Below are 18,217 nucleotides of genomic sequence, written 5' to 3' on the forward strand. Positions count from 1 at the left end.
GCCCCGCTCTCCCCGATCGCGTCAACGAGATCGCGGACATCGCACAGGGCGCGGTGCAGGAAGGCGCGGACGGGCTGGCCGAAGGTGCGCACGCCCTGAACAAAGCCGCGCTGGTGGCGAGCGACTGCGGCATGCCGACTCTGGCCCGCGACCTGTGCTGGCAGCACATCAACATCTACCGCGCCGCCGACCGTCCGCTCACCGTGCTCCAGACCAGGTACATGCTCGAACCCGTCCTCAACCTCGCCCGGCTCCACCTCCGCGCCGGCGCCGGCGACCGGGCGCTGCGGCTGCTGACGTCGATGTACCGGGCCGTCACGTCTCACACCGACCTGGTCGTCGACGGTCACGCCCTGCCGTCGACCGGTCTCACCGGCACGCGACACGACCATCACAAGCTGCGCGAATGGGTGTGGCTGCATCTCGTCGGGGACGGAGTCCGCGCACTGGCTCTCGCCGGACGGTGGCACGACGCCGTTGCCCATGCGCACGCTCACCGAGGGATCGGTCTACACCTCATGGAAGGTCGGCAGGCAACGATCCTGGCTCACTGCCTGAACGGCCGTTCAGCGGCGGCGATGACGGCACTGGTCGAAAGCGCCCCGGAACAGCCATGGGAGCTCCAGGTCGCATCCTGCCTGAACGTGATGTGCACCGACGGGACTCCAGCCAGCCGGAACATCGACGAGATGATCGAGCACTTCGTCGGGCAGGAACCGAGGCCCGGCTATGCGGTCTTCCGCGCCCAGCTCGGACTCACCGTCGCCACGCTCGCCAGCCCGACCGACCGGGCGGCAGCCAACGGCATCCTCGCTCAGGTGGCCGACGAAGTGATCAAAGCCGGAGACGGCTACGCCGCCCGCGACGTGCTCCGACATCCAGACACGCAGGCGGCGGACTTGACCAGTGAGCAGGGCAGTGCACTTGTCGACGTGCTGACCTCCTCGGGCCTGGAGGCAGGAAGGTTGCCGGAGCCCCTGCTGCGTTCCCTGCTCAGCTCCGCCCGAACTGCGGCCGAGGCTTTGAACTCGTCGATACCGCTGCGCGACCATCGCGTTGCCGTGAAGGCCGGTCCTGGTCCGGGGGCCCACCTCGACGCGCGGCGCCGTGCTCCAGGCCTCCCCGTCGAGCAGCCAGCAGCCGGGGGCAGAGAGGCTGGCCCAGTCCAGCCTCGAGGATCACGTGGCCATCCACTTGCCGATCTTCCCTGAAGGTTCCCAGCCGCGCCAGCGGCGGGAACCTTCCCATGTGCCTACGCGAATCATCCAACGATTTGTGTAGGCACATGGGTCGGTGTCCTGTCCAAGCGAAGGTGGCGATGTCCAGAGTTAGGCCGGCCGCCTCACCGCCCGGGACTGGCTGCGCTGGCGGCTCGCGCGAGGGCTGCGATGGCCGGCGACGTGCTGTGGGCGGGCCAGGCGAGCAGCAGGGTGACGGGCTGGGCGTCTGTCACCGGCACACAGGCGAGATCGTGGCGTAGTGGTGTGGTCACGAACCGCGGGACCATGGCAACCGTCTGGCCCAGCGCGACGAGTTGCAGCAGTTCGGTGAGGCTGCGCGCCTCGGGGCCGGTGGTCGGCCCACGCTGCCCGTGGACGTTCTCGTCGCGGAGATCGGCCGTGCGCAGGCTCGCTCGGGCGGCGAGTGGGTGCGAGGCGGGGAGCACGGCCATCAGAGGTTCGGTCAGCAGCGGCTCGGTGTCGAGCCCGCTGAGGTCCTCGGCCGGGCTGTACAGCAGGGCGGCGTCGGCGAGTCCGTCACGCAGCAGCCGGACCCGGTCCGTATGGAAGATCACCCGCACCGGCAGTGAGCACGGCTCGCGGTCACAGGCGGCGAGGATCGGCGACAGCAGGCCCGCGTCCCCGCCTGCCTTCATTGCCAGGATCAGGTGCGGGTCACCAGTGTCTGCCCGCCGGGTACGCCGGGCCGCGGCGTCCACCGCGTCCAGGGCGTGGCGCGCCTCGCGGGCCAGTACCTGCCCGGCCGGGGTCAGTGTCACCGTGCGGCTGTTCCGTTCGAACAGGACGACGCCCAGGCGACGCTCCAGCTTCTGGATCGTTTTCGACAGCGCCGGCTGGGCGATGCCGAGCCGGGCGGCGGCCCGGCTGAAGTGCAGGTCGTCGGCCACCGCCAGGAAGTACGCCAGTTCCCGGGTCTCCAGCGGCCCATCCATGCCGTCAGGTTATCGATCGCGCCCCGGCGGGCCTTGGACGCGGCCCGGTCGATGGTGGTGACGTGAAGGCCGTTGAACGTCCTACCCGGCAGCAGCGAGAAAGGTGCGCCTCCGACATGGAACCGATCGAGCCGACCGTGGGCCCATACGAAGTCCTGGAGCATTATCGCCGGGCGGCGATCAGGCAGGCCGCCGACGACATGAGGGGCCTCTACGCGGCCGACGCGGTCCATGAGTTTCCGTTCACCCCGCCCGGCGTGCCGTCCCGGCTCACGGGCCGCGACGAGATCGTGAGCTGGATAGCCGCAGGTTGGCGGACCCTCCCGCTGCGGTACGAGCGGTACCGCACTATCGCCAGCCACGACACCGGCGACCCGCGGACGATCGTCGTCGAGCAGGAGGCCATCGGGAGGAACACGTCCAGCGGTCGGGAGTTCGCCCTACCCAACATCGTCGTACTCACCGTCCACGATGGCCAGATCACCCACCTGCGCGACTACGTCAATGTCCTGGCGGCGGCGGACGCCGCCGAGCACGCCGCCAGCGCCCTCGGCTGACCGCGGCCCGCCGCGGGCGAGGAAACGGCGGCGCTTACCCACCCGGGCGCCGGGGCCAGCGTTGGTCAGGGTGTTCCGACCGGACGTTCGCCGACGCGGTGGTGTTCCTCAAAGACTGACCCGCATTTCAAGATCAATAGTTGGCGTTCAATCCTGCGGAAATCTGCGTCTCACGCCGACACGCCGCCGCTCGGGAAGCTCTGCTCGGGACGTGGGTCGGGCTGGCCCGCCGAATCCGGCAGGTAGGTCCGGACAACTCACGGCCCGCCTGTCCAGACCTCCCTGGCGAACTGCTGCTCAGCGCTGCACAACTCGCCACCTTCGCCAGGATTGGACAGGAGTGATCACGATGCCGTCCCGTCGCGTGCTGGACGTCAGCCTTCCCGGGGCGCTGGTGAAGAGATGACCGCAGGCGCATCATCTGTGGAATCGGACGCAGAGTCGCTGCTGGGAGTGCCGGGAGGGCCATCGTCGGCGGTGGGGAGGCTGCCATCCTGGGGCCTCGTCTGCTCGGCCCGCAGCGTATCGAGCTGGGCCCGGAGCCGATCGACCTCGGTATGCAGGCGGGTGTTGTCGGCCGCCAACGAGTCGGCGTGGGCTTCGGCCCGTTCGGCGCGGCCACGGGCGTCGGCGCGTGCCTCGGCGGCGGCCTGGCGTTCCGTTGCCAGCACGGCAGCGTGATCGACTCGGAGGTCGGCGAGGGCCTGCGCGTGGTCGCGGTACAGGGCGTGCAGTTGCGCGGCGTGCTCGGCGCGCAACTCGGCCAAGGCGTGTGCGTGGTCGCGTTCGAGGGAGCCGACCCGGGCCGATGTCTCGGCCTGGACACGGTCGCGGTCGGCCTGCGCTTCGGTGGCCGCGCGGTCGGCATCGTCGGCGCGGTTGGTCGCCTCGACGGCGCGGTGCTCCGCGGCTTCCGCAGCCTCGGCGGCGGAGGCCGCGTCGGTGTCGGCTTCATCGCGGGCACGCAGCGCGGCGCGCAGCTCGTCATCGGTGTGCCGCAAGGTTTCGCGAGCCTGGCGGGCCTGGTTCTCGGCGGCTTCGGCGCGACCGGTGGCCTCGGCGGTCACTGCCTCGATCCGCCGGAGAACGGCGTCCTCGTCGAGCGCGGCAGCGCGGCGCCCGACGAGGGCCGCCAGCCCCCCAACGTCCCCGGCCAGGACGGCAAGCCGTTCCGCGAGTCCGATGACCGGGGCGTCGGCCAGCCCGAGGCGCGCAAGCAGGTCCTCGGCGGCGCCGTCCTCGCGTTCGCCGTCGGCGTTCGCCCGGCGGCGGGAGTATTGGGCGCGGGCCCGATGCCGCATGCGCTCCGTCTCCCCGGCCCCGGCGTAACGACTCCCCTGACCGGCTGGCTGGCCGCACCCACAGACACACGGGTCCTCTGACTGCTTCTCCACCACAACCTCCGTCCCACAGTGCATCGCTTACGTAGTCTATGTCTACGTAGATTCTACGTCTATGTAGCGATGAGGTTGGGCTCGCTGCGTAGCCGAATGGCAGCTCATGGACGCCGGAACCAGGCGACGTGCTCGTGCCAAATTTCTGCCGCGTATCGAGGACGCTCGTCGTGACCCCCGCGGCGGGGATCGGCCGAAGCCGACCGGCTGGGCCGCAGTGCCGGACGGCGGGTTGAGCCGGCGGCGCGTCCCGCGTTCTCACCTGTCCGGTGGGCACGGCCGACGCCGTTTTCGGCGACGTGGCGGTGCGGGGAACGTTTCCCGGCTCTCCGGTCAACCTTCCCGGAGTTCTTCCCGACAAGGTTCCCCATGGCTGGTCAGCCGCTGATCGCCGGTGACATCCCGAGCCGCCGCCTTCTTGGAGTGGAACGACGGATCGGACCCGCTACTGAGAGACTCTGCGCAGGGCGGATGGCGTCCGCGATGGCCTCGACGATGACCTGTCAGATGTGCGGGACGCGCCGCCGGCCGGGGCTATCCGGGACCGAAAAGGCGGTCTCGACGAGGCGACGGGTTGGAGCGTGACGGATCCCGCCAGGTCGGCGGTGGTGTCCGCTTCCGCTGGCGTGCTCCGCGGCACTCCAGCGAGGTGACGGCACGTCCGGCTCTCCGGAGGGGTTGCCCCATGGGATCAAGCATGTCGCGGGATGAGGTGCTGGCGCTGCCGGCGACGATCGATGTGCCGACTGCCTGCCGTGCGCTGGGCCTGGGTCGGACACTGGGCTACGAGCTCGCTCGGCGGGGCGAGTTTCCCTGCCCAGTGCTGCGCGTGGGCCGGCGGTACGTGGTGCCCACCGCCGGCGTGCACGCCTTGCTCGGTCTGGGTTCCGCTACCCGGCCGCACGGATCGGCGGCTGTCGACGGCGGGGTCGAGCCGACGCAGGGTGCGTGAGCTTCATGTCTTTGGTGAGCCGGACGGAAAAGCAGCCGACGACATTCAGCGGAATTTCCAATCACCGAGACGGACGGGCCGGCCGGAAATGATACCCGGTGGCCTGGAAGTAGCCCGTTGCTTTCCTTCTTGGTTGAGCGGATAAACGGAGTCGAGTGCTTCCCGGGTTTGGGTTGGAGGCCGCGTCCGGTGATTGTCACGGTGAAGGTGCTGGGTTTGCGCGCCGCCGCCGGGGCGACGGTGGCGGGCGCGGTGTGGCGGATCGTCGACTACCTGCACGGCGGCACGCCTGGTGAAGCCGCCCGGTCCGCCGCGGTGGGCGGTACGCAGTCGGCCGAGGGTTCCGGCTTGGCGCGCTACTACACGGGCGGGGTCGCGCGGGGTTCGGCGGCTGCGCTGGTCGGCCTGCGGCCGGGAGCCGCTGTGCCGCGGGAGCGCCTCGCCCGGTTGCTCGCTGGTCAGCACGCCACGAGCGGGAGACCGCTCGTGCCGGCGACCGGATCGGCCGGCCGCGCCGCTCACAGCAGGCGCCTTGACGGCGGCCGGGGATCCGGCGAGTGGTTGTCGCTGCCGGAGGCTGCCCGGATCGCCGGTGTCAGCGCCCGTTACCTGCGGCGTCTCGCAGCGCGCACCAGCCGTGATGACGCTGGGACCGTCAACGCCGGGGCATCGGACTCGGCGGCCCGTCCAGCCGCCGACGATGACGGAACCGACGCCGGGCCGGGCCGGGATCGGCTGGCGGCGGCGAAGGACTCCGCCGGCCGGTGGCGGGTGCACCGCGACGAACTCGCCCGCTTCCTCGAGGAACGCGAGCCGCCCACGGTGGTGCTTGGATTCGACGTGACTGCCTCGGCGCCGAAATCAGTGAGCCTGCTCTGGGCATTCGGTGACGATGACATGCGGCATGACATCGCCGAGGCCATGAATGTCGCGGTGGATGCGGCGATCGGCTATCTGGAGCGGCAGGCCGGGGTCGGGCTGGTCGACGGCCATAACAGGCCGGGGGTGGGCCTGGCCGGGGTGTCTTTCCTGCACGACATTTCCCGGGCCGAGGAACCCCATCTGCACATCCACACCGTGCTGGCGAACGCGGTTCCCATCCCGCTGCTCGACGAGGACGGCGAGCCGCTGCGAGACGGCTCCGGACGACCGCGGATGGTGTGGCGGACGGTCGACAGCGAGCTGCTGCACGCACACGTGAAGACCGCCGGCTATACGGCGGCGTCGGTGTTGCGCCACGAACTGTCGGCCCGTCGGGGGCTGCGGTGGGGACCGGTCCGGAACGGAGTCGCCGAACTGGCCGGGCTGCCGGCGGACCTGCTGGCGGTGTTCTCCTCGCGGCGGGCGCAGATCGACGCGGAACTCGCCGAGCTGGTCGCCGGCGGCGCGACCGACGGCCCGGCTCTACGCGAGGCGGTCCAGCGGGGGACCCGGGCGCCGAAGCGGGCGCAGGCCGACGCGGAGATCCGCGCCGCCCAGCGCGCCCGGCTCGAAGCCGCGGGATGGACGGCGGCGGACGTCCTGGCGGCCGGCGCGCGGACCGATTATCGGCCGGCGGCCATCAGCCCCGACGATCTGGACGAACTCGCCGAGCTGCTCACCGGACCGGACGGACTCACCGCGCGGTCCGCGACCTTCACCGTCCGTGATGTTGCCCAGGCCGTGGCTGCCTGGGGCGTGGACCGGCTCGACGCCACCGACATCGACCGACTCACCGCCCACATCCTCGCCGACCCCCGGCTGGCTATGGTCGACGAGGACACTCCCCGCCGGCGTCGTGATCCCGAACCCGTCTACACCACGCTCGATCTCCTCGACGCCGAGGACAACGTGCTCGCCCTCTGCGAGGCCGGGCGCACCGCCTATGCCGGCCGGGAGCATCGGCTCATCGGACTGGACGAGCTGGAAGCCGCCCTGGCGGGGCACGTCGCGCCGCGCCGCGAGTACGGCGCGGGGCACGTTGAGCCGCGCCGTGGGCACGGCGCGGAGCGCGCCGAGGTGGTCCGCGGAGACGACGCGGACCAGAGCGCGAGCGCGCTGGTGGTGCCGGAGGTAAGGGTGGGGACCGAGACGGGGACAACGGCGATGCGGACGCAGGCTGCGGCGGTGTTGTCGGTCGAGCAGGTGGACGCGGTCCGGGCGCTGCTGACCTCCACCGATCTCGTTCGGGTGCTCGTCGGACCGGCGGGCTCGGGCAAGACCGAGGCGATGCGGCTCCTGGTTGCTGTGCTGCGGGATGCCGGGCGGACGGTGCTGGGCGCGGCGCACGGCGGCCGGCAGACCGAGGAGCTCACCGACCGGCTTGGGGTCGACGGCCGGGTGGTCGCCGGCTGGCTCACCCTCCTCGACCACGCGGATTGGCCGGCTGACGTCTGGTCGCCCGGCACGATTCTCATCCTCGACGAGGCCACCCACGTCACCACCCGCGATGCGGCGCGCCTCCTGCGCTACGCGACCGAGACCGGCACGGTCGTCCTTGCCCTGGGTGACCCCGCCCAGCTCGGCGCGATCGGCCCGGGCGGCTGGTTCGCCCATCTCGCCGCCACCCTGCCCGACGTCGCGACCCTGGCCACCGTGCATCGCCAGGCCGGAGCGGGCATGAACGGGGTGCGCGCCGCCCTGGCCGGCCTGCGCGCCGGAGCGCCAGACCGGGTGCGCCGCGCCATGGCGCGGCTGGCCGCCGACGGCCGGCTCCACCGCTTCCACGACCGGACGAGCCTGCTCGCCGCCATCGTCGAGGACTGGCACGACGAACGAACCGCCGTCCGCGGCGCGGCCACCGGCGCGAACCGCGCCAGAGGCGACGCGGCATCCGGCGCGGACCACGCGTCGGAGAAGAGCCGGCGCGGCGCTGACGACTCGCGGCTCGCCGATTTGCCGCGGATGATGGCGGGCGATCACGGGACGGTCGAGTGGCTTAACCGGGCCGCGCAGCTTCGCCGGATCCAGGCCAACGAGCTCGACCCGGACCTGTTCCTGGAGGTCGCCGGCCGCCGGTTCCACGTCGGCGACGAGGTCATCACCCTCACCCAGGCCGGCCACACGCTCATCCCCGCCGGCCGACCGGCATCGGCATACATCCGCACCGGCACGATCGGGACCGTCACCGCCATCGACCCCGGCCCCGCTGCGGACCGGCCGGACGGTCGGACGCTGACCGTCGACTTCCCCGGCAAGGGAAGCGTGAGCATCGGCTGGGACTACGTCACCCACGTCTTCCCCGACGGTCGTGACGGCGGGCTGACGCATGCCTACGCGATCACGGCGCACAAGGCGCAGGGCAGCACCATGGCCACCGCCCGGGCCGTCGTCACCGACCGCACGAGCCGAACCGGTCTGTACGTCATGCTCTCCCGCGCCCGCACCGACCTGGCCGCCTACCTCATCGACAGCCACGAGCTCACCGCGCCCGGCGACACCGAGGACCTGCTGCCCGTCGTACCCGCCCGCGGTGACCCGCTCGACCGGCTCGCCGGCCACCTGGCCGCCTCCCGGACCGACCGGCTCGTCCAAGCCCTCGACCCGGACGCGGCGGCCGTCGCCCGGCTGCGCCGCCAGTACACCCTGGCCGAGCTGACCGCCCTGCGCCGCCGCGTTCGCCTTGCCACCGGCGGTGGGCAACCCAGCCGGACCCCTTCATTCATGTCGCGCCCCGGCGCGCACGACAGCGGCTTCCTCGGAGCGGATGGCGATCCGATCAGCGGCGCGATCAGTTCAGGGCACGGCGCGGTGGAGGCGGATCGCGGCGCGAACGGCGCGAAACTCGGCGCGAACAGCGCGGGTGACTGGCAGTCGAGCGCGCTTGACGGAGACGGCAACGTGATCGATCCGGTGGTGCTCGCACGGGCGGAGCGGTCCGCGGAGGTCGCCGTGGCTGCCGCGTCGCTCGCCGACCCACCGGCCAGCCTGCTCGACCGCATCGGACCTCGCCCGGCGGGTGGACCGGCCCGCCGGGCCTGGGACGACGCCGTGGCGGGTCTCGCGATCTACCAGGCTCGCCACGCTGCTCACCTCGGTCCGGGAGATCCCGGACCGCCACCGCCCGACGACCACGACGGCGACGTTCGCCACCGCTGGGAGGAACAGCACGACCTCGCCGCCGCTCTCGTTGAGGCATGGGCCTCGGCGCTGCACCCCACCGGCCGGCCGGACACCCGTGGTCTGGCTGCCGAACGTGCCACCGCGGCGGTCCACGCCCTCCTCGACGCCGGATCGACCCCCGCTGCCCTCAGCCGGACCCTGGCGGCGATCGACCGCGGTGCCATCCGCGACGGTCTCGCCATCGTCGACCACCGGCTCGCCCGGCTCTGCGCGACCGCCGACGTCGATCCGGCCGCCTACGTGGATCCGCCGCCGTCCGGAGCCTGCCAAGACTGGCAGCGCGCCCTACACCTCCTCGACCGTGCCGAGATCCACCATCTGGCCAACCGACCGACCGCCGATCTGGAGTCCGAGCTATGGGCGCTCCGTTCTGCGGGTGGACTACCCGCAGCCGCCGCACCGGGCGATGCTCAGGGCCGACGAGCACAGCTCCTCGGCGCCGCGCTCGGCCTGCAAGCCGATGCGGTCACCCTGCACTCCGAGCTCGGGCCGCACACCAACACCTCTGGCCACGAGGGCGCCGCTGCGCACTTCGAGCTGTGAATCGCCGGCTCGGCTTGCACTCCAGATCCGTGCTGGTTCTGTGAATCTTCAAGCGATGCAGCGACGCGTCCTCGCCACGGGAGATCACCCGCAGGCCTCACAGCCGGTGCCCGTCGATGAGCGCCGTCCTGGTCGGCCGATCTTGCTCGCGGGATTCACTGTGCCCAAAAACGGATCGTCGAGAGCCATGCAATAGACAATCCTGCCTGTCCAATATGCTTGATCTGGACGCTTTCGTCGCCGACCACAAGGTCTGAGAAGGCTGGTCAGGTCGCGGCAGTCTCGATCTTGGGCGGGCGGCAGGCGGTGCCGAGCGAGGCGATGAGGCGAACGGCGGCTTTAACGGCATATCGGGCAAATGCCGTTATTTATAACACGTCTGATCTGAAGGCGCCTAACGATCCGGATAATTGATACATTCGCCAGCTCGCCCCGCATCGGGTGGGTACTTCCAGGGTCCTTCCTGGGTGGCAGGCGGCTAGGGGAGGATCTGTGATTGATGCCACGGAAGAGGGGCGGAGGTCGGAGGTGGTGCGGGCTGCGGCCGGACGATGGGCCGATAGCCTGGTTGACCTAAGTCGAAAAAATGGCCTCCTGTGGCGCAGGAAATCGAGCACGGACGTCCTAGATCTCACCGACGCCGATCCGGAGGCCGTGAGTCAACTCCTCGACGGTAAAAGGGTTCGCCTCCGCGCGCTTTATCCCGACCCGGCTGTGTACAAGATCTCCTTTTCTCGGCTGCAGGGTCTGCGCAGAAAGATCATAGATTTCAGCGAGGAACAGGGGATTGAGGTTGGGCATATTGCCTGCGGGTTCCTCGGAATGAAAGGTGGGAAGGCGGGCGGGGTGGCCCCGATACCCCCGATTCGGGCGCCTCTCCTGCTTCAGCCGGTTGTCGTCCATGGCCGGACATCCGGGCATGGCGACCTTGCTCTGGAACTGCATTCTGTTGCGGAGCTGAACCCAGTGTTGATCTACGCGCTCGATAGGCTCCGAGGGTTTCGGGTCGACGACGAGCTGGCGGGCCTGATTCGGGAAGCACTCGAGGCGGTCGATGATCTACGCGCGAAGGCAAAAAACGTCTACCAGCTAGTCGCCGTAGCGTTGCAGAGGCTCGATAATGCGAGCGAGTTCGATGAGCAGATCATCATGGGGATCTTCAGCTTCGAGAAGATGGCTATGGTGCAGGATCTGCGTAAGTCGGCCAAACTGTTGGCCGCACACGATATCGTCGCTGCACTCGCCGGTCACAGGTCCACGATAGAGGCGTTGATGGCCGACCGGGGTCCGGAATTGTCACCGGACAGCATTAGGCCGGAAGACGAGCTGATAGTGCTGGACGCTGATTCCTCGCAGCATAAGGCGATCAGTGCGGCCTTGTCGGGAAGGCACCTTCTGATCGAAGGGCCGCCCGGGACCGGTAAAAGCCAAACCATCGCTAATATTGTCGTAAGTCTCGCAGCGGCTGGTAAGAAGGTGCTCTTCGTGGCCGAGAAGAGAGCCGCGATCACGGCCGTGACCGACCGTCTTGATGAGCTGGGCCTCGCTCGTCTGGTATTTGACCTGCATGATGCGGGAGCGAGCCGGCGGAATGTACTGAGAAAGATCGCCAGCGACCTGGAGGGGCAGGGTCGGGAAGTTGAGACGAATGTGGGTGACCTGCATCGCGAACTGATGAAGAGACGCTCCATCCTCGTCTCCCAAACCGACGCGCTGCACAACCCACAGGAGCCATGGGGGATAAGCTTCTATCAGGCGATGTGTCGTCTCCAGGGACTTACCCAGGGACCCACCGGTGACGTGCGAATACCGGCCGCTGCTTTCGCGGGCCTCGACGCCGATACGTTCGCCGAGGCCATAGTAAATCTCAAGGATTTGGTGGACAAGGGTGGCCTGCTTATCCGACGGGGAAGATCGAGCTGGTCTCGGGCGACAGTTCGGGATACCGCAGAGGTACGCAGAATACTGTCTGACTTGGACGAACTCACAGCATCGACGCTTGACGAAGCATTCAAGCGGCTGGGTGACGTGGCCGGCGCGGTCGGGCTGCGCTGCCCTGACCGCCTTGATGAATGGGGAACACTGCTTAAGCTGGTCAGTGACGTCGAAGGGTCCATACGGAGGTTCGGCGTCGATGTGTTTACCGCCGATCTGGAAGATCTGGTACTCGCCACCGGGGACAGCGCTTTTCGGGGACGAAGCCCCAGGACGCTGAGATTCTGCCAACGCCGCCAACTGACGAGAAAAGCAAGAATGATGTGTACGGATGGCGCCCATGACACACGGGCGCTCCACTCAGGACTGGCGGCCGCCCTCGACCAGCAGACACGGTGGTCGCAGCTGTCGAGGTCCGGCCGGCCGCCGACCATTGTGGCAGGTAGCACTGAGGCCGTGGAGCAGTACGAACGACTGTGGGGCCAGATCTCCTCGGTGGCCGGGAGCGCCCAGATGGAGGGCTGGGGTGCCTGGTCGCTGGGCGTCCTGCAGAAAGCCTTGGGTCGCCTTGCCGCCGAGCGCGAGGTGCTCTACCGCATGCCCGAAATCAATCGGCTCATCGAGTGGCTTACAGCGAAGGGCTTGGGGAAACTGCTGGACGAGCTGGCGGCCTGCGACGCCAGCGCTGCCGAGGCGGCCGCCGCGCTAGAGCGGGCCTGGTTATGCTCGGTGCTTGATGCGTTGCAAGCGCGGCTTCCTGCGCTCGGTGGGTTTGTGGGCCGCCAGCACTCCAGAATCGTCGACGAGTTCAAGCAGCTTGACGCGGCTCATCTCCGGGTCAACGCAGCCCGGGTACGTCATGCCGCGGCCGAGCGTCTTCAGGTGGCACGTGAGCAGAACCGCCTCCAGATCTGGGAGATCGATAGGCAGGCGCAGCGCCGAGTGGGACATGCTCCTCTCCGGGGTCTTCTCCTGAAAGCACCCGATGTACTCCTGGCTCTCTATCCCTGTTGGGCGATGTCGCCGCTCGTCGTCAGCCGGATGCTCCCTCCTGAGTGCATGTTCGATGTGGTCGTTTTCGATGAGGCAAGCCAGGTAGAGCCGCACACCGCAATTCCGTCGATCATGAGAGGGAAGCAGATCATCATCGCAGGCGACGAGAAACAGCTGCCGCCAACCACGTTCTTCGACCGGGCGCTTTCTGACGATGAGCCTGCCTCAGGTGGCGATGCGGGGGCGGGCGTCGACCTAGGTCTGTACGAATCAATTCTCGATCAGGTTAAGAGTGTTATCCCGCCACGGAGTAGGCAACCGCTGACCTGGCACTACCGGAGTAGGGACGAGAGGCTCATAGCGTTCGCCAACAAAGAGATCTACCGCGGCAAGCTGATCACCTTTCCTGGCGTGGGAGCCGAGCCTCCGATAGATCTGCAGGTGGTCGACGGTCGTGTGGTTCCCGGTCAGGAGGGTTCCGCTCCGGAAGAGGTCGAACGGGTTGTGCAACTAGTGCTTGGTCACGCTGAGTGCCGATCAGGAGAAACACTTGGCGTGATTACAATGGGCCTTCCTCATGCCGACCGGATCAGAATGGCGCTTGATGCTGCGCTGCAAAAAAATCCGGAGCTCGCCCCCTTTTTTTCTGATAATCGTGAACTGCGGAAGAGGTTCTTCATCAAGAATCTAGAGCAGGTCCAGGGCGACGAGCGAGACGCGATCATCCTGACCCTTGGGCACGCCAAGAGTCCCGCCGGCAAGCTCACCATGAATTTTGGCCCGCTCAACAAGAATGGTGGAGAGCGCAGGCTCAACGTCGCGATCACTCGCGCGCGCGTGCGTATGACCGTGGTGAGTTCCTTCACTCATCACGACATGGCCCCAGCCGTGGAGAAGGCCAAACATCGGGGCCCTGAGCTACTGAGAAGATTCCTGGAGTTTGCCGCGAACCGAGGTGTCGGCGGCCTTCCGGGAAGACCGCTTGATGTCGAAATGAACGCCTTCGAGAAGAATGTTTTCGATGCCCTTGTTGGTGCAGGCATCCCCACCTTTCCGCAATGGGGGGTGGCGGAATACAGAATCGACTTCGCGTTGGCTCATCCTGAATCTCCCGGGCGCATGGTCCTCGCTGTGGAGACTGATGGCCTCCAATATCATCGTACGGCGAGCGCCCGCGAGCGGGACCGACTTCGACAGGCCCAGCTGGAGCGGCTGGGCTGGCGCTTCTGCCGGGTTTGGTCCATCGACTGGTACCGCGATCCGCGTGGCGAGACTGCGCGGATCGTCGAGGAGTGGCGACGTGCCTGCTCCAAGGTCGACCTTCCGGCCGCAGCCTCGGCTCACTGAACTCAAACCTCGCGCACAGGCTCGGCCGGTCATTGTAGTGCCGGCCTAGGAAACAGGAGTGTGGATGCTGCCCTTGGACCCGAGGACCGTCGAACGAGTGGCGAAGCTCGTCTGCGACATTGGCGGCCCGTTTGAGCGGGCGGGATGGAAGATTGAACGACTTCTTCGCCATGCAGGCTGGACCGAACCGCCCGAGTACGACGGATCGCCGCGCGTTCGCTGGCTTATCGAGGAAATTCAAGAACGTCGTGAAAACCAGGCGGACATTGAACGTCTGCTGTGCAGGTTATGTGACCCGCTGGAGTATGACGAGGGGGTGGAGGCTGCTACTGTTGTTCAGATCGAACTCAACCGCATTCTCGAACCAGAGCGCTTGATCGTCTCAACGGCGGTTGGGAGGCCGGTGCTCGCCGACCTTGATGCACTGCAGTTGATGCCTGTCTTCTCGGCACCGTCCGATCTTGACCAACGCCTGCCGCACCTCATCGCGGACGAGGCCATGGTGGCGATCCTGTTGGAGCGCATCGCCGAGGTTCATGCATGCGAGCTGGGAAAGGCCTACCTCCTTGCGGTGGTGGGGATCGGCTCTTTCATTGAAGGTCTCCTCTTCTCTGTGTTGACCGAGCGCGATGCCACGCTCCTTAGGGACGGATTCCCCGGACAGAAGGGCAAGACTCCCGCCCACAGGGCCAGTTTGGCTCTCCTGCTGAGTGCTGCGCACAAAAAGGGCTGGATCCAGATCGATGCAAAAGAATTCATGGAGAAAGTCCGAGAATTCCGTAACTACGTTCATCCCCGCCAGCAGCTGGAGTCCAAATTCAGGCCGGACGAGTACACGCTGGGGATGTGTTGGGGGCCGGTACGCGCCATCCTCAACGACTTGGAGGTAGCCCTTGTCGGCGGAGCGGGCTAGTGTGTCCCGGTTCAATGCGCTTTTGTACCTCGTGGAACGACCGTGGTGATCCTTTTCCTCCTTGTGGTCGTCCTGCCGTTCTTCAGCGGTCTGTACTGGCTGTCCCGATGCGGGGCTGTCACCCGGTCGACCACCCGCCTCTGCTACCGTGCCCGCCGCGGACTCTTCACCCGGTGTCATGATCATGGGTTTCAGGTCATCGCGCGGGGTGACCTTCTTGCGGTCCTGTTCTTCGCGATTGCATATGGCGGGCTCCGCCTCTGGGGTGCCGTCAACTGACGGCACCCCACCTCCCCTCTCAGCCGCCTGCTGGTCGCAGATCGATGGTTCGGTGGTCAGGAGAACCCTTGTCGGGTCGGTCGCATCAGGCCGGGTTTGAGATGAGCTGGGTCGGCCACGAGCGGCGTGACCGCTGCACCACCTGTAGACCGCTATCGCTTGAGCGTGCCGCTCGGGCTACTCGACCGACAGCCCTGCCGGATGCCATAGAACGAAGTCGAGCGCCCATGCGAGATGGGGGAGGAAGTGCGTCCAGTGTGACGAAGGACATAGCCCTCTCGTGTCGTCCCGTGCTGCCGGAGGGTGTCCCGTCTCGCGGACGAATGACGGACAAAAGATCAAGGGCCTTGATCGAAGTCTTTCGATCAAGGCCCTGACCTGCGAGTTGCTGTGGACCTAACGCACCACAATAAGAACCGTCTGATCTTGGTTCAGGGTCCTGAAATCACCGTCCGCCCGGTCTCCAAGAGGCTCCTGACCAGGGACGATGTCCAGTGAACGTCCGGCCGAAGATATCATCCACTGATTCGAACACCCGTTCCGCACACCTGGCGGGTCCGGGCGTTCCGGTCCGCCTGGTGACCATGATCGTGGGGATCGTTGTCGGGTTGACGTTCCTCTTCGCGTTCGGGAACGTCGCAATGCTCGGTATCCGCCTAGGGGTGCCGACGTATGTCGCGTTCCTCGTGGCGCCGGCGGTGGACCTCTCGGTCGTGGCGCTTCTGGTCGGCACACGCCACCTCGTCCTGCACGGCGGGCCCGCAGGGGTGGTTCGGTCGGCGCGGCGTCTGCTCATATTCTCTAGCACTGTAACGCTTGCCCTGAACATCGCGGAACCCCTCATCGCCGGCCACTACGGCAAAGCCGCGTTCGATGCCGTCGGACCGCTCCTCCTGATCGGCTGGGCCGAGGTAGGGCCCAGCCTGCTCCAGGCCATGCAGGCGAGCACATCAACGCTGGACGGCGAGGCGACGAGCGACTCGTCCGCGTCGATCCGGGCGGTTCAGCCAGTGGTTCCGCAGCTGGCTCGTCAGCGGGTCGGAGAGGGAGTGCCGTCCGCCGAGGTGACGAACGACGGGAACAGGTCTGGCGCGCGGTACCAGGATCTGCTTCACCGGGCACGCGCTGAGGACGTCCTGCACTGGCAGCTCCACCGCCGCCCGATCTCCGCCGAGACGCTCCGCAAGCGGCTCCACGTCGGCGCGGGCACCGCCCGCAGTCTGGTGGCCCAGCTGCGCCGCGATGCTCGGGCTGCTGTCGACAAGGGGACACCCGGACGGTCGGCACCGTCACCGACCTCGTGATGGTGGGCGTGCCACATATCAAGCTCCGTATCGGGCGACCCTGCGTTGAGCGTCGGTGCGGCCGAGTCACGGGCTGCCGACCGCAGACCGACGGCCAGGGTAGCCGCGGTGCACTCGAGGTTCGGTCTCGGCGACAGAGTGTCGCGGCGTGGGTTCGGTGTCACGAGGCGCTGTCTTGGCGCGAGAGGGCGCGTTGCGCGTAGACGCGGGGTCCCGACATCCTCCACTGGGCGAACTGAAGGCTGACGTCGAAGCGGACTCCGACTTCCTCGTTGGTGAGTCCTCTGAACGCGGCGCACTTCGCTGCTTCCTCCGGGATGAGTAGTTCACGAGCGAGGAACATCGCCTCCTTCTCCTCGCCTGTGAAGCAGGAGGTGTCGTCCGTGAGGAGGAGGGTGTCGAACTCGTGTTCCAGGACGAGGTGCGAGATCTCATGGGCGAGGTTTGAGCGTCGCCGCACTTGCTCGTGCGACGCGCTATCAATGACCATCCGATTGGTGCCCGCGGCGACGAGGGCCGCCGACCACTTCGTCCTCCGGGTGAGGGCGAAGTGCCTGATCGCGGCCTCGGAGCACTGGCCGCGATGGTCGCCAAGTTCCTGCAGCGGATAGACGGGAACTCCGCACACGTCGGCGGTCTGGTACGGGTCGAGGCGATCGAACGATCCGATGCCCAGCCGACTGCTCCGCCGGCGCCGGTAGGCAGATCCTTCGCGAAGTCCGCGAGGACGGTGACGTCGACGACGTGACGTCCAGCCTCATCCGTGACGGTCGCCAACCGGCCGTCGGCCGGCAGCTTGCCTGGGCGAGAGGCCTTGCTGCGATGGCGGCGGCGAGGAGCAGGACACATGGAGGTTCGCCGTGCGTGGATCTCCGACCGTGTTTGGTAGGCAGGGGTGGTGGCCCCACCCTCGTCCGCGGCCACCACCCGGCCGGCAATCAGATCTTGGTGAGCAGATTCTCCATGGTGGTGATTTCTATGGTCTGGTTCTTCTGAATGCTATCGGCGAGCTGTTTCGCCGGGGCGTAGCGCCCGTCCCGGATTTCTGTGGCTGCCATGGCGACAGCGCTTCGGTGATGCGCAATCATCATGGTGAGGAACATTCGGTCGAAGGATGATCCGGTCACCATCTTCAACTTCGCCATGTCTTCTTCGCTCATCATTCCGGTCATGGCGTCGCCTGGCATCATGGTAGCTGAGCCGTGGTCGCCCATACCGTGCTCGGAACCGCTGGCGGCGGGGGGTGTGGTGGGCTGCTTCCAGGCGTTCAGCCAGCCGACCATGGTGGCGATCTCCGGGGCCTGCGCCGCGCGGATCTGGCGGGCAAGGGCCTTCACCTCCGGGTTGCTGGCGCGGGTTCCGGCCAAGTCGGCCATGTCGACGGCCTGCCGGTGGTGGGGGATCATGTTCTGGGCGAAGGTGACGTCGGCGGCGTTGTGATCGGCGGTACCGGAATTCATGGTGCCGTTGCTTCCGTCGCTGCCGCAGGCGGCGAGAACGATCGCGGCCAGGGTCGTCACGATGAGCAGTATCAGTCGTTTCATGCTGGTTCCTCGTCTGCTGGATGCCTGTATCCCGAAGGAGTTCGGGGCACGTCGGAGAAGCCCGTCAGGTCCGGGCAGGACGTGTCGGTCTACAGGCGGAGCACGCAGAGTGAGAGGCGGAGGGGCAGTTGGAACGCTGGTCGGCTGGGGGGTGCTCTCCCACGGCGGGGGGAGGCAGTGCG

Annotated in this window: 11 protein-coding genes; 8 read left to right on the forward strand and 3 right to left on the reverse strand. The window is 67.6% G+C overall.

What is annotated here, in order from left to right; genetic code table 11:
- A partial coding sequence (locus NBZ85_RS12075) for a hypothetical protein (protein ID WP_261561951.1) occupies window positions 1–1,211 on the forward strand: 1,211 nt, incomplete at its 5' end.
- Between the two features lie 131 nt (window positions 1,212–1,342).
- On the opposite strand, the gene NBZ85_RS12080 is transcribed toward NBZ85_RS12075, so the two are convergent.
- A complete protein-coding gene (locus tag NBZ85_RS12080; RefSeq protein WP_261558880.1) occupies window positions 1,343–2,173 on the reverse strand; it encodes a LysR family transcriptional regulator in 831 nt (276 codons plus the stop codon).
- Between the two features lie 137 nt (window positions 2,174–2,310).
- Here NBZ85_RS12080 and NBZ85_RS12085 point away from each other — a divergent pair, with 137 nt between their 5' ends.
- The 7 genes from NBZ85_RS12085 to NBZ85_RS12115 all read left to right on the forward strand — a co-directional run bounded on the left by NBZ85_RS12085 (window position 2,311) and on the right by NBZ85_RS12115 (window position 16,491).
- Window positions 2,311–2,730 (forward strand): nuclear transport factor 2 family protein, encoded by a 420-nt coding sequence (locus tag NBZ85_RS12085; RefSeq protein WP_261558881.1) that lies wholly within the window; start codon window positions 2,311–2,313, stop codon window positions 2,728–2,730.
- Window positions 2,731–3,323: 593 nt separating this feature from the next.
- Window positions 3,324–4,112, forward strand: a complete 789-nt coding sequence (locus NBZ85_RS12090; RefSeq protein ID WP_261558882.1) for a hypothetical protein — start codon at window positions 3,324–3,326, stop codon at window positions 4,110–4,112.
- A 709-nt stretch (window positions 4,113–4,821) separates the two neighbouring features.
- Window positions 4,822–5,076: a helix-turn-helix transcriptional regulator gene (locus NBZ85_RS12095; protein ID WP_050997270.1), complete on the forward strand. Its 255-nt coding sequence runs from the start codon at window positions 4,822–4,824 to the stop codon at window positions 5,074–5,076.
- 201 nt (window positions 5,077–5,277) lie between these two features.
- Window positions 5,278–9,720: a MobF family relaxase gene (gene mobF / locus NBZ85_RS12100; protein ID WP_261561952.1), complete on the forward strand. Its 4,443-nt coding sequence runs from the start codon at window positions 5,278–5,280 to the stop codon at window positions 9,718–9,720.
- Between the two features lie 492 nt (window positions 9,721–10,212).
- Window positions 10,213–13,995, forward strand: a complete 3,783-nt coding sequence (locus tag NBZ85_RS12105) for a PDDEXK-like endonuclease domain-containing protein (protein WP_261556072.1) — start codon at window positions 10,213–10,215, stop codon at window positions 13,993–13,995.
- Window positions 13,996–14,092: 97 nt separating this feature from the next.
- Entirely contained in the window at window positions 14,093–14,908 is an 816-nt protein-coding gene (locus NBZ85_RS12110; protein WP_261556073.1) for a hypothetical protein, read from the forward strand.
- Between the two features lie 863 nt (window positions 14,909–15,771).
- Window positions 15,772–16,491, forward strand: a complete 720-nt coding sequence (locus NBZ85_RS12115) for a hypothetical protein (protein ID WP_261561953.1) — start codon at window positions 15,772–15,774, stop codon at window positions 16,489–16,491.
- Between the two features lie 160 nt (window positions 16,492–16,651).
- On the opposite strand, the gene NBZ85_RS12120 is transcribed toward NBZ85_RS12115, so the two are convergent.
- Together NBZ85_RS12120 and NBZ85_RS12125 are read right to left on the reverse strand one after the other, a co-directional pair.
- A complete protein-coding gene (locus NBZ85_RS12120; protein ID WP_256790063.1) occupies window positions 16,652–17,119 on the reverse strand; it encodes an ImmA/IrrE family metallo-endopeptidase in 468 nt (155 codons plus the stop codon).
- A gap of 310 nt (window positions 17,120–17,429) precedes the next feature.
- Window positions 17,430–18,035, reverse strand: coding sequence for a DUF305 domain-containing protein (locus NBZ85_RS12125; RefSeq protein ID WP_055751211.1), 606 nt, complete (start codon window positions 18,033–18,035; stop codon window positions 17,430–17,432).
- Window positions 18,036–18,217 lie beyond the last annotated feature (182 nt).

The organism is Frankia tisae, from assembly GCF_025403405.1.
Taxonomy (GTDB): Bacteria; Actinomycetota; Actinomycetes; order Frankiales; family Frankiaceae; genus Frankia; species Frankia tisai.

Coding starts and splice junctions, on each gene's coding strand:
- NBZ85_RS12080 (WP_261558880.1), bottom strand. CDS start 2,173: ATGGATGGGCCGCTGGAGACCCGGGAACTGGCGTACTTCCTGGCGGTG.
- NBZ85_RS12095 (WP_050997270.1), top strand. CDS start 4,822: ATGTCGCGGGATGAGGTGCTGGCGCTGCCGGCGACGATCGATGTGCCG.
- NBZ85_RS12115 (WP_261561953.1), top strand. CDS start 15,772: ATGATCGTGGGGATCGTTGTCGGGTTGACGTTCCTCTTCGCGTTCGGG.
- NBZ85_RS12125 (WP_055751211.1), bottom strand. CDS start 18,035: ATGAAACGACTGATACTGCTCATCGTGACGACCCTGGCCGCGATCGTT.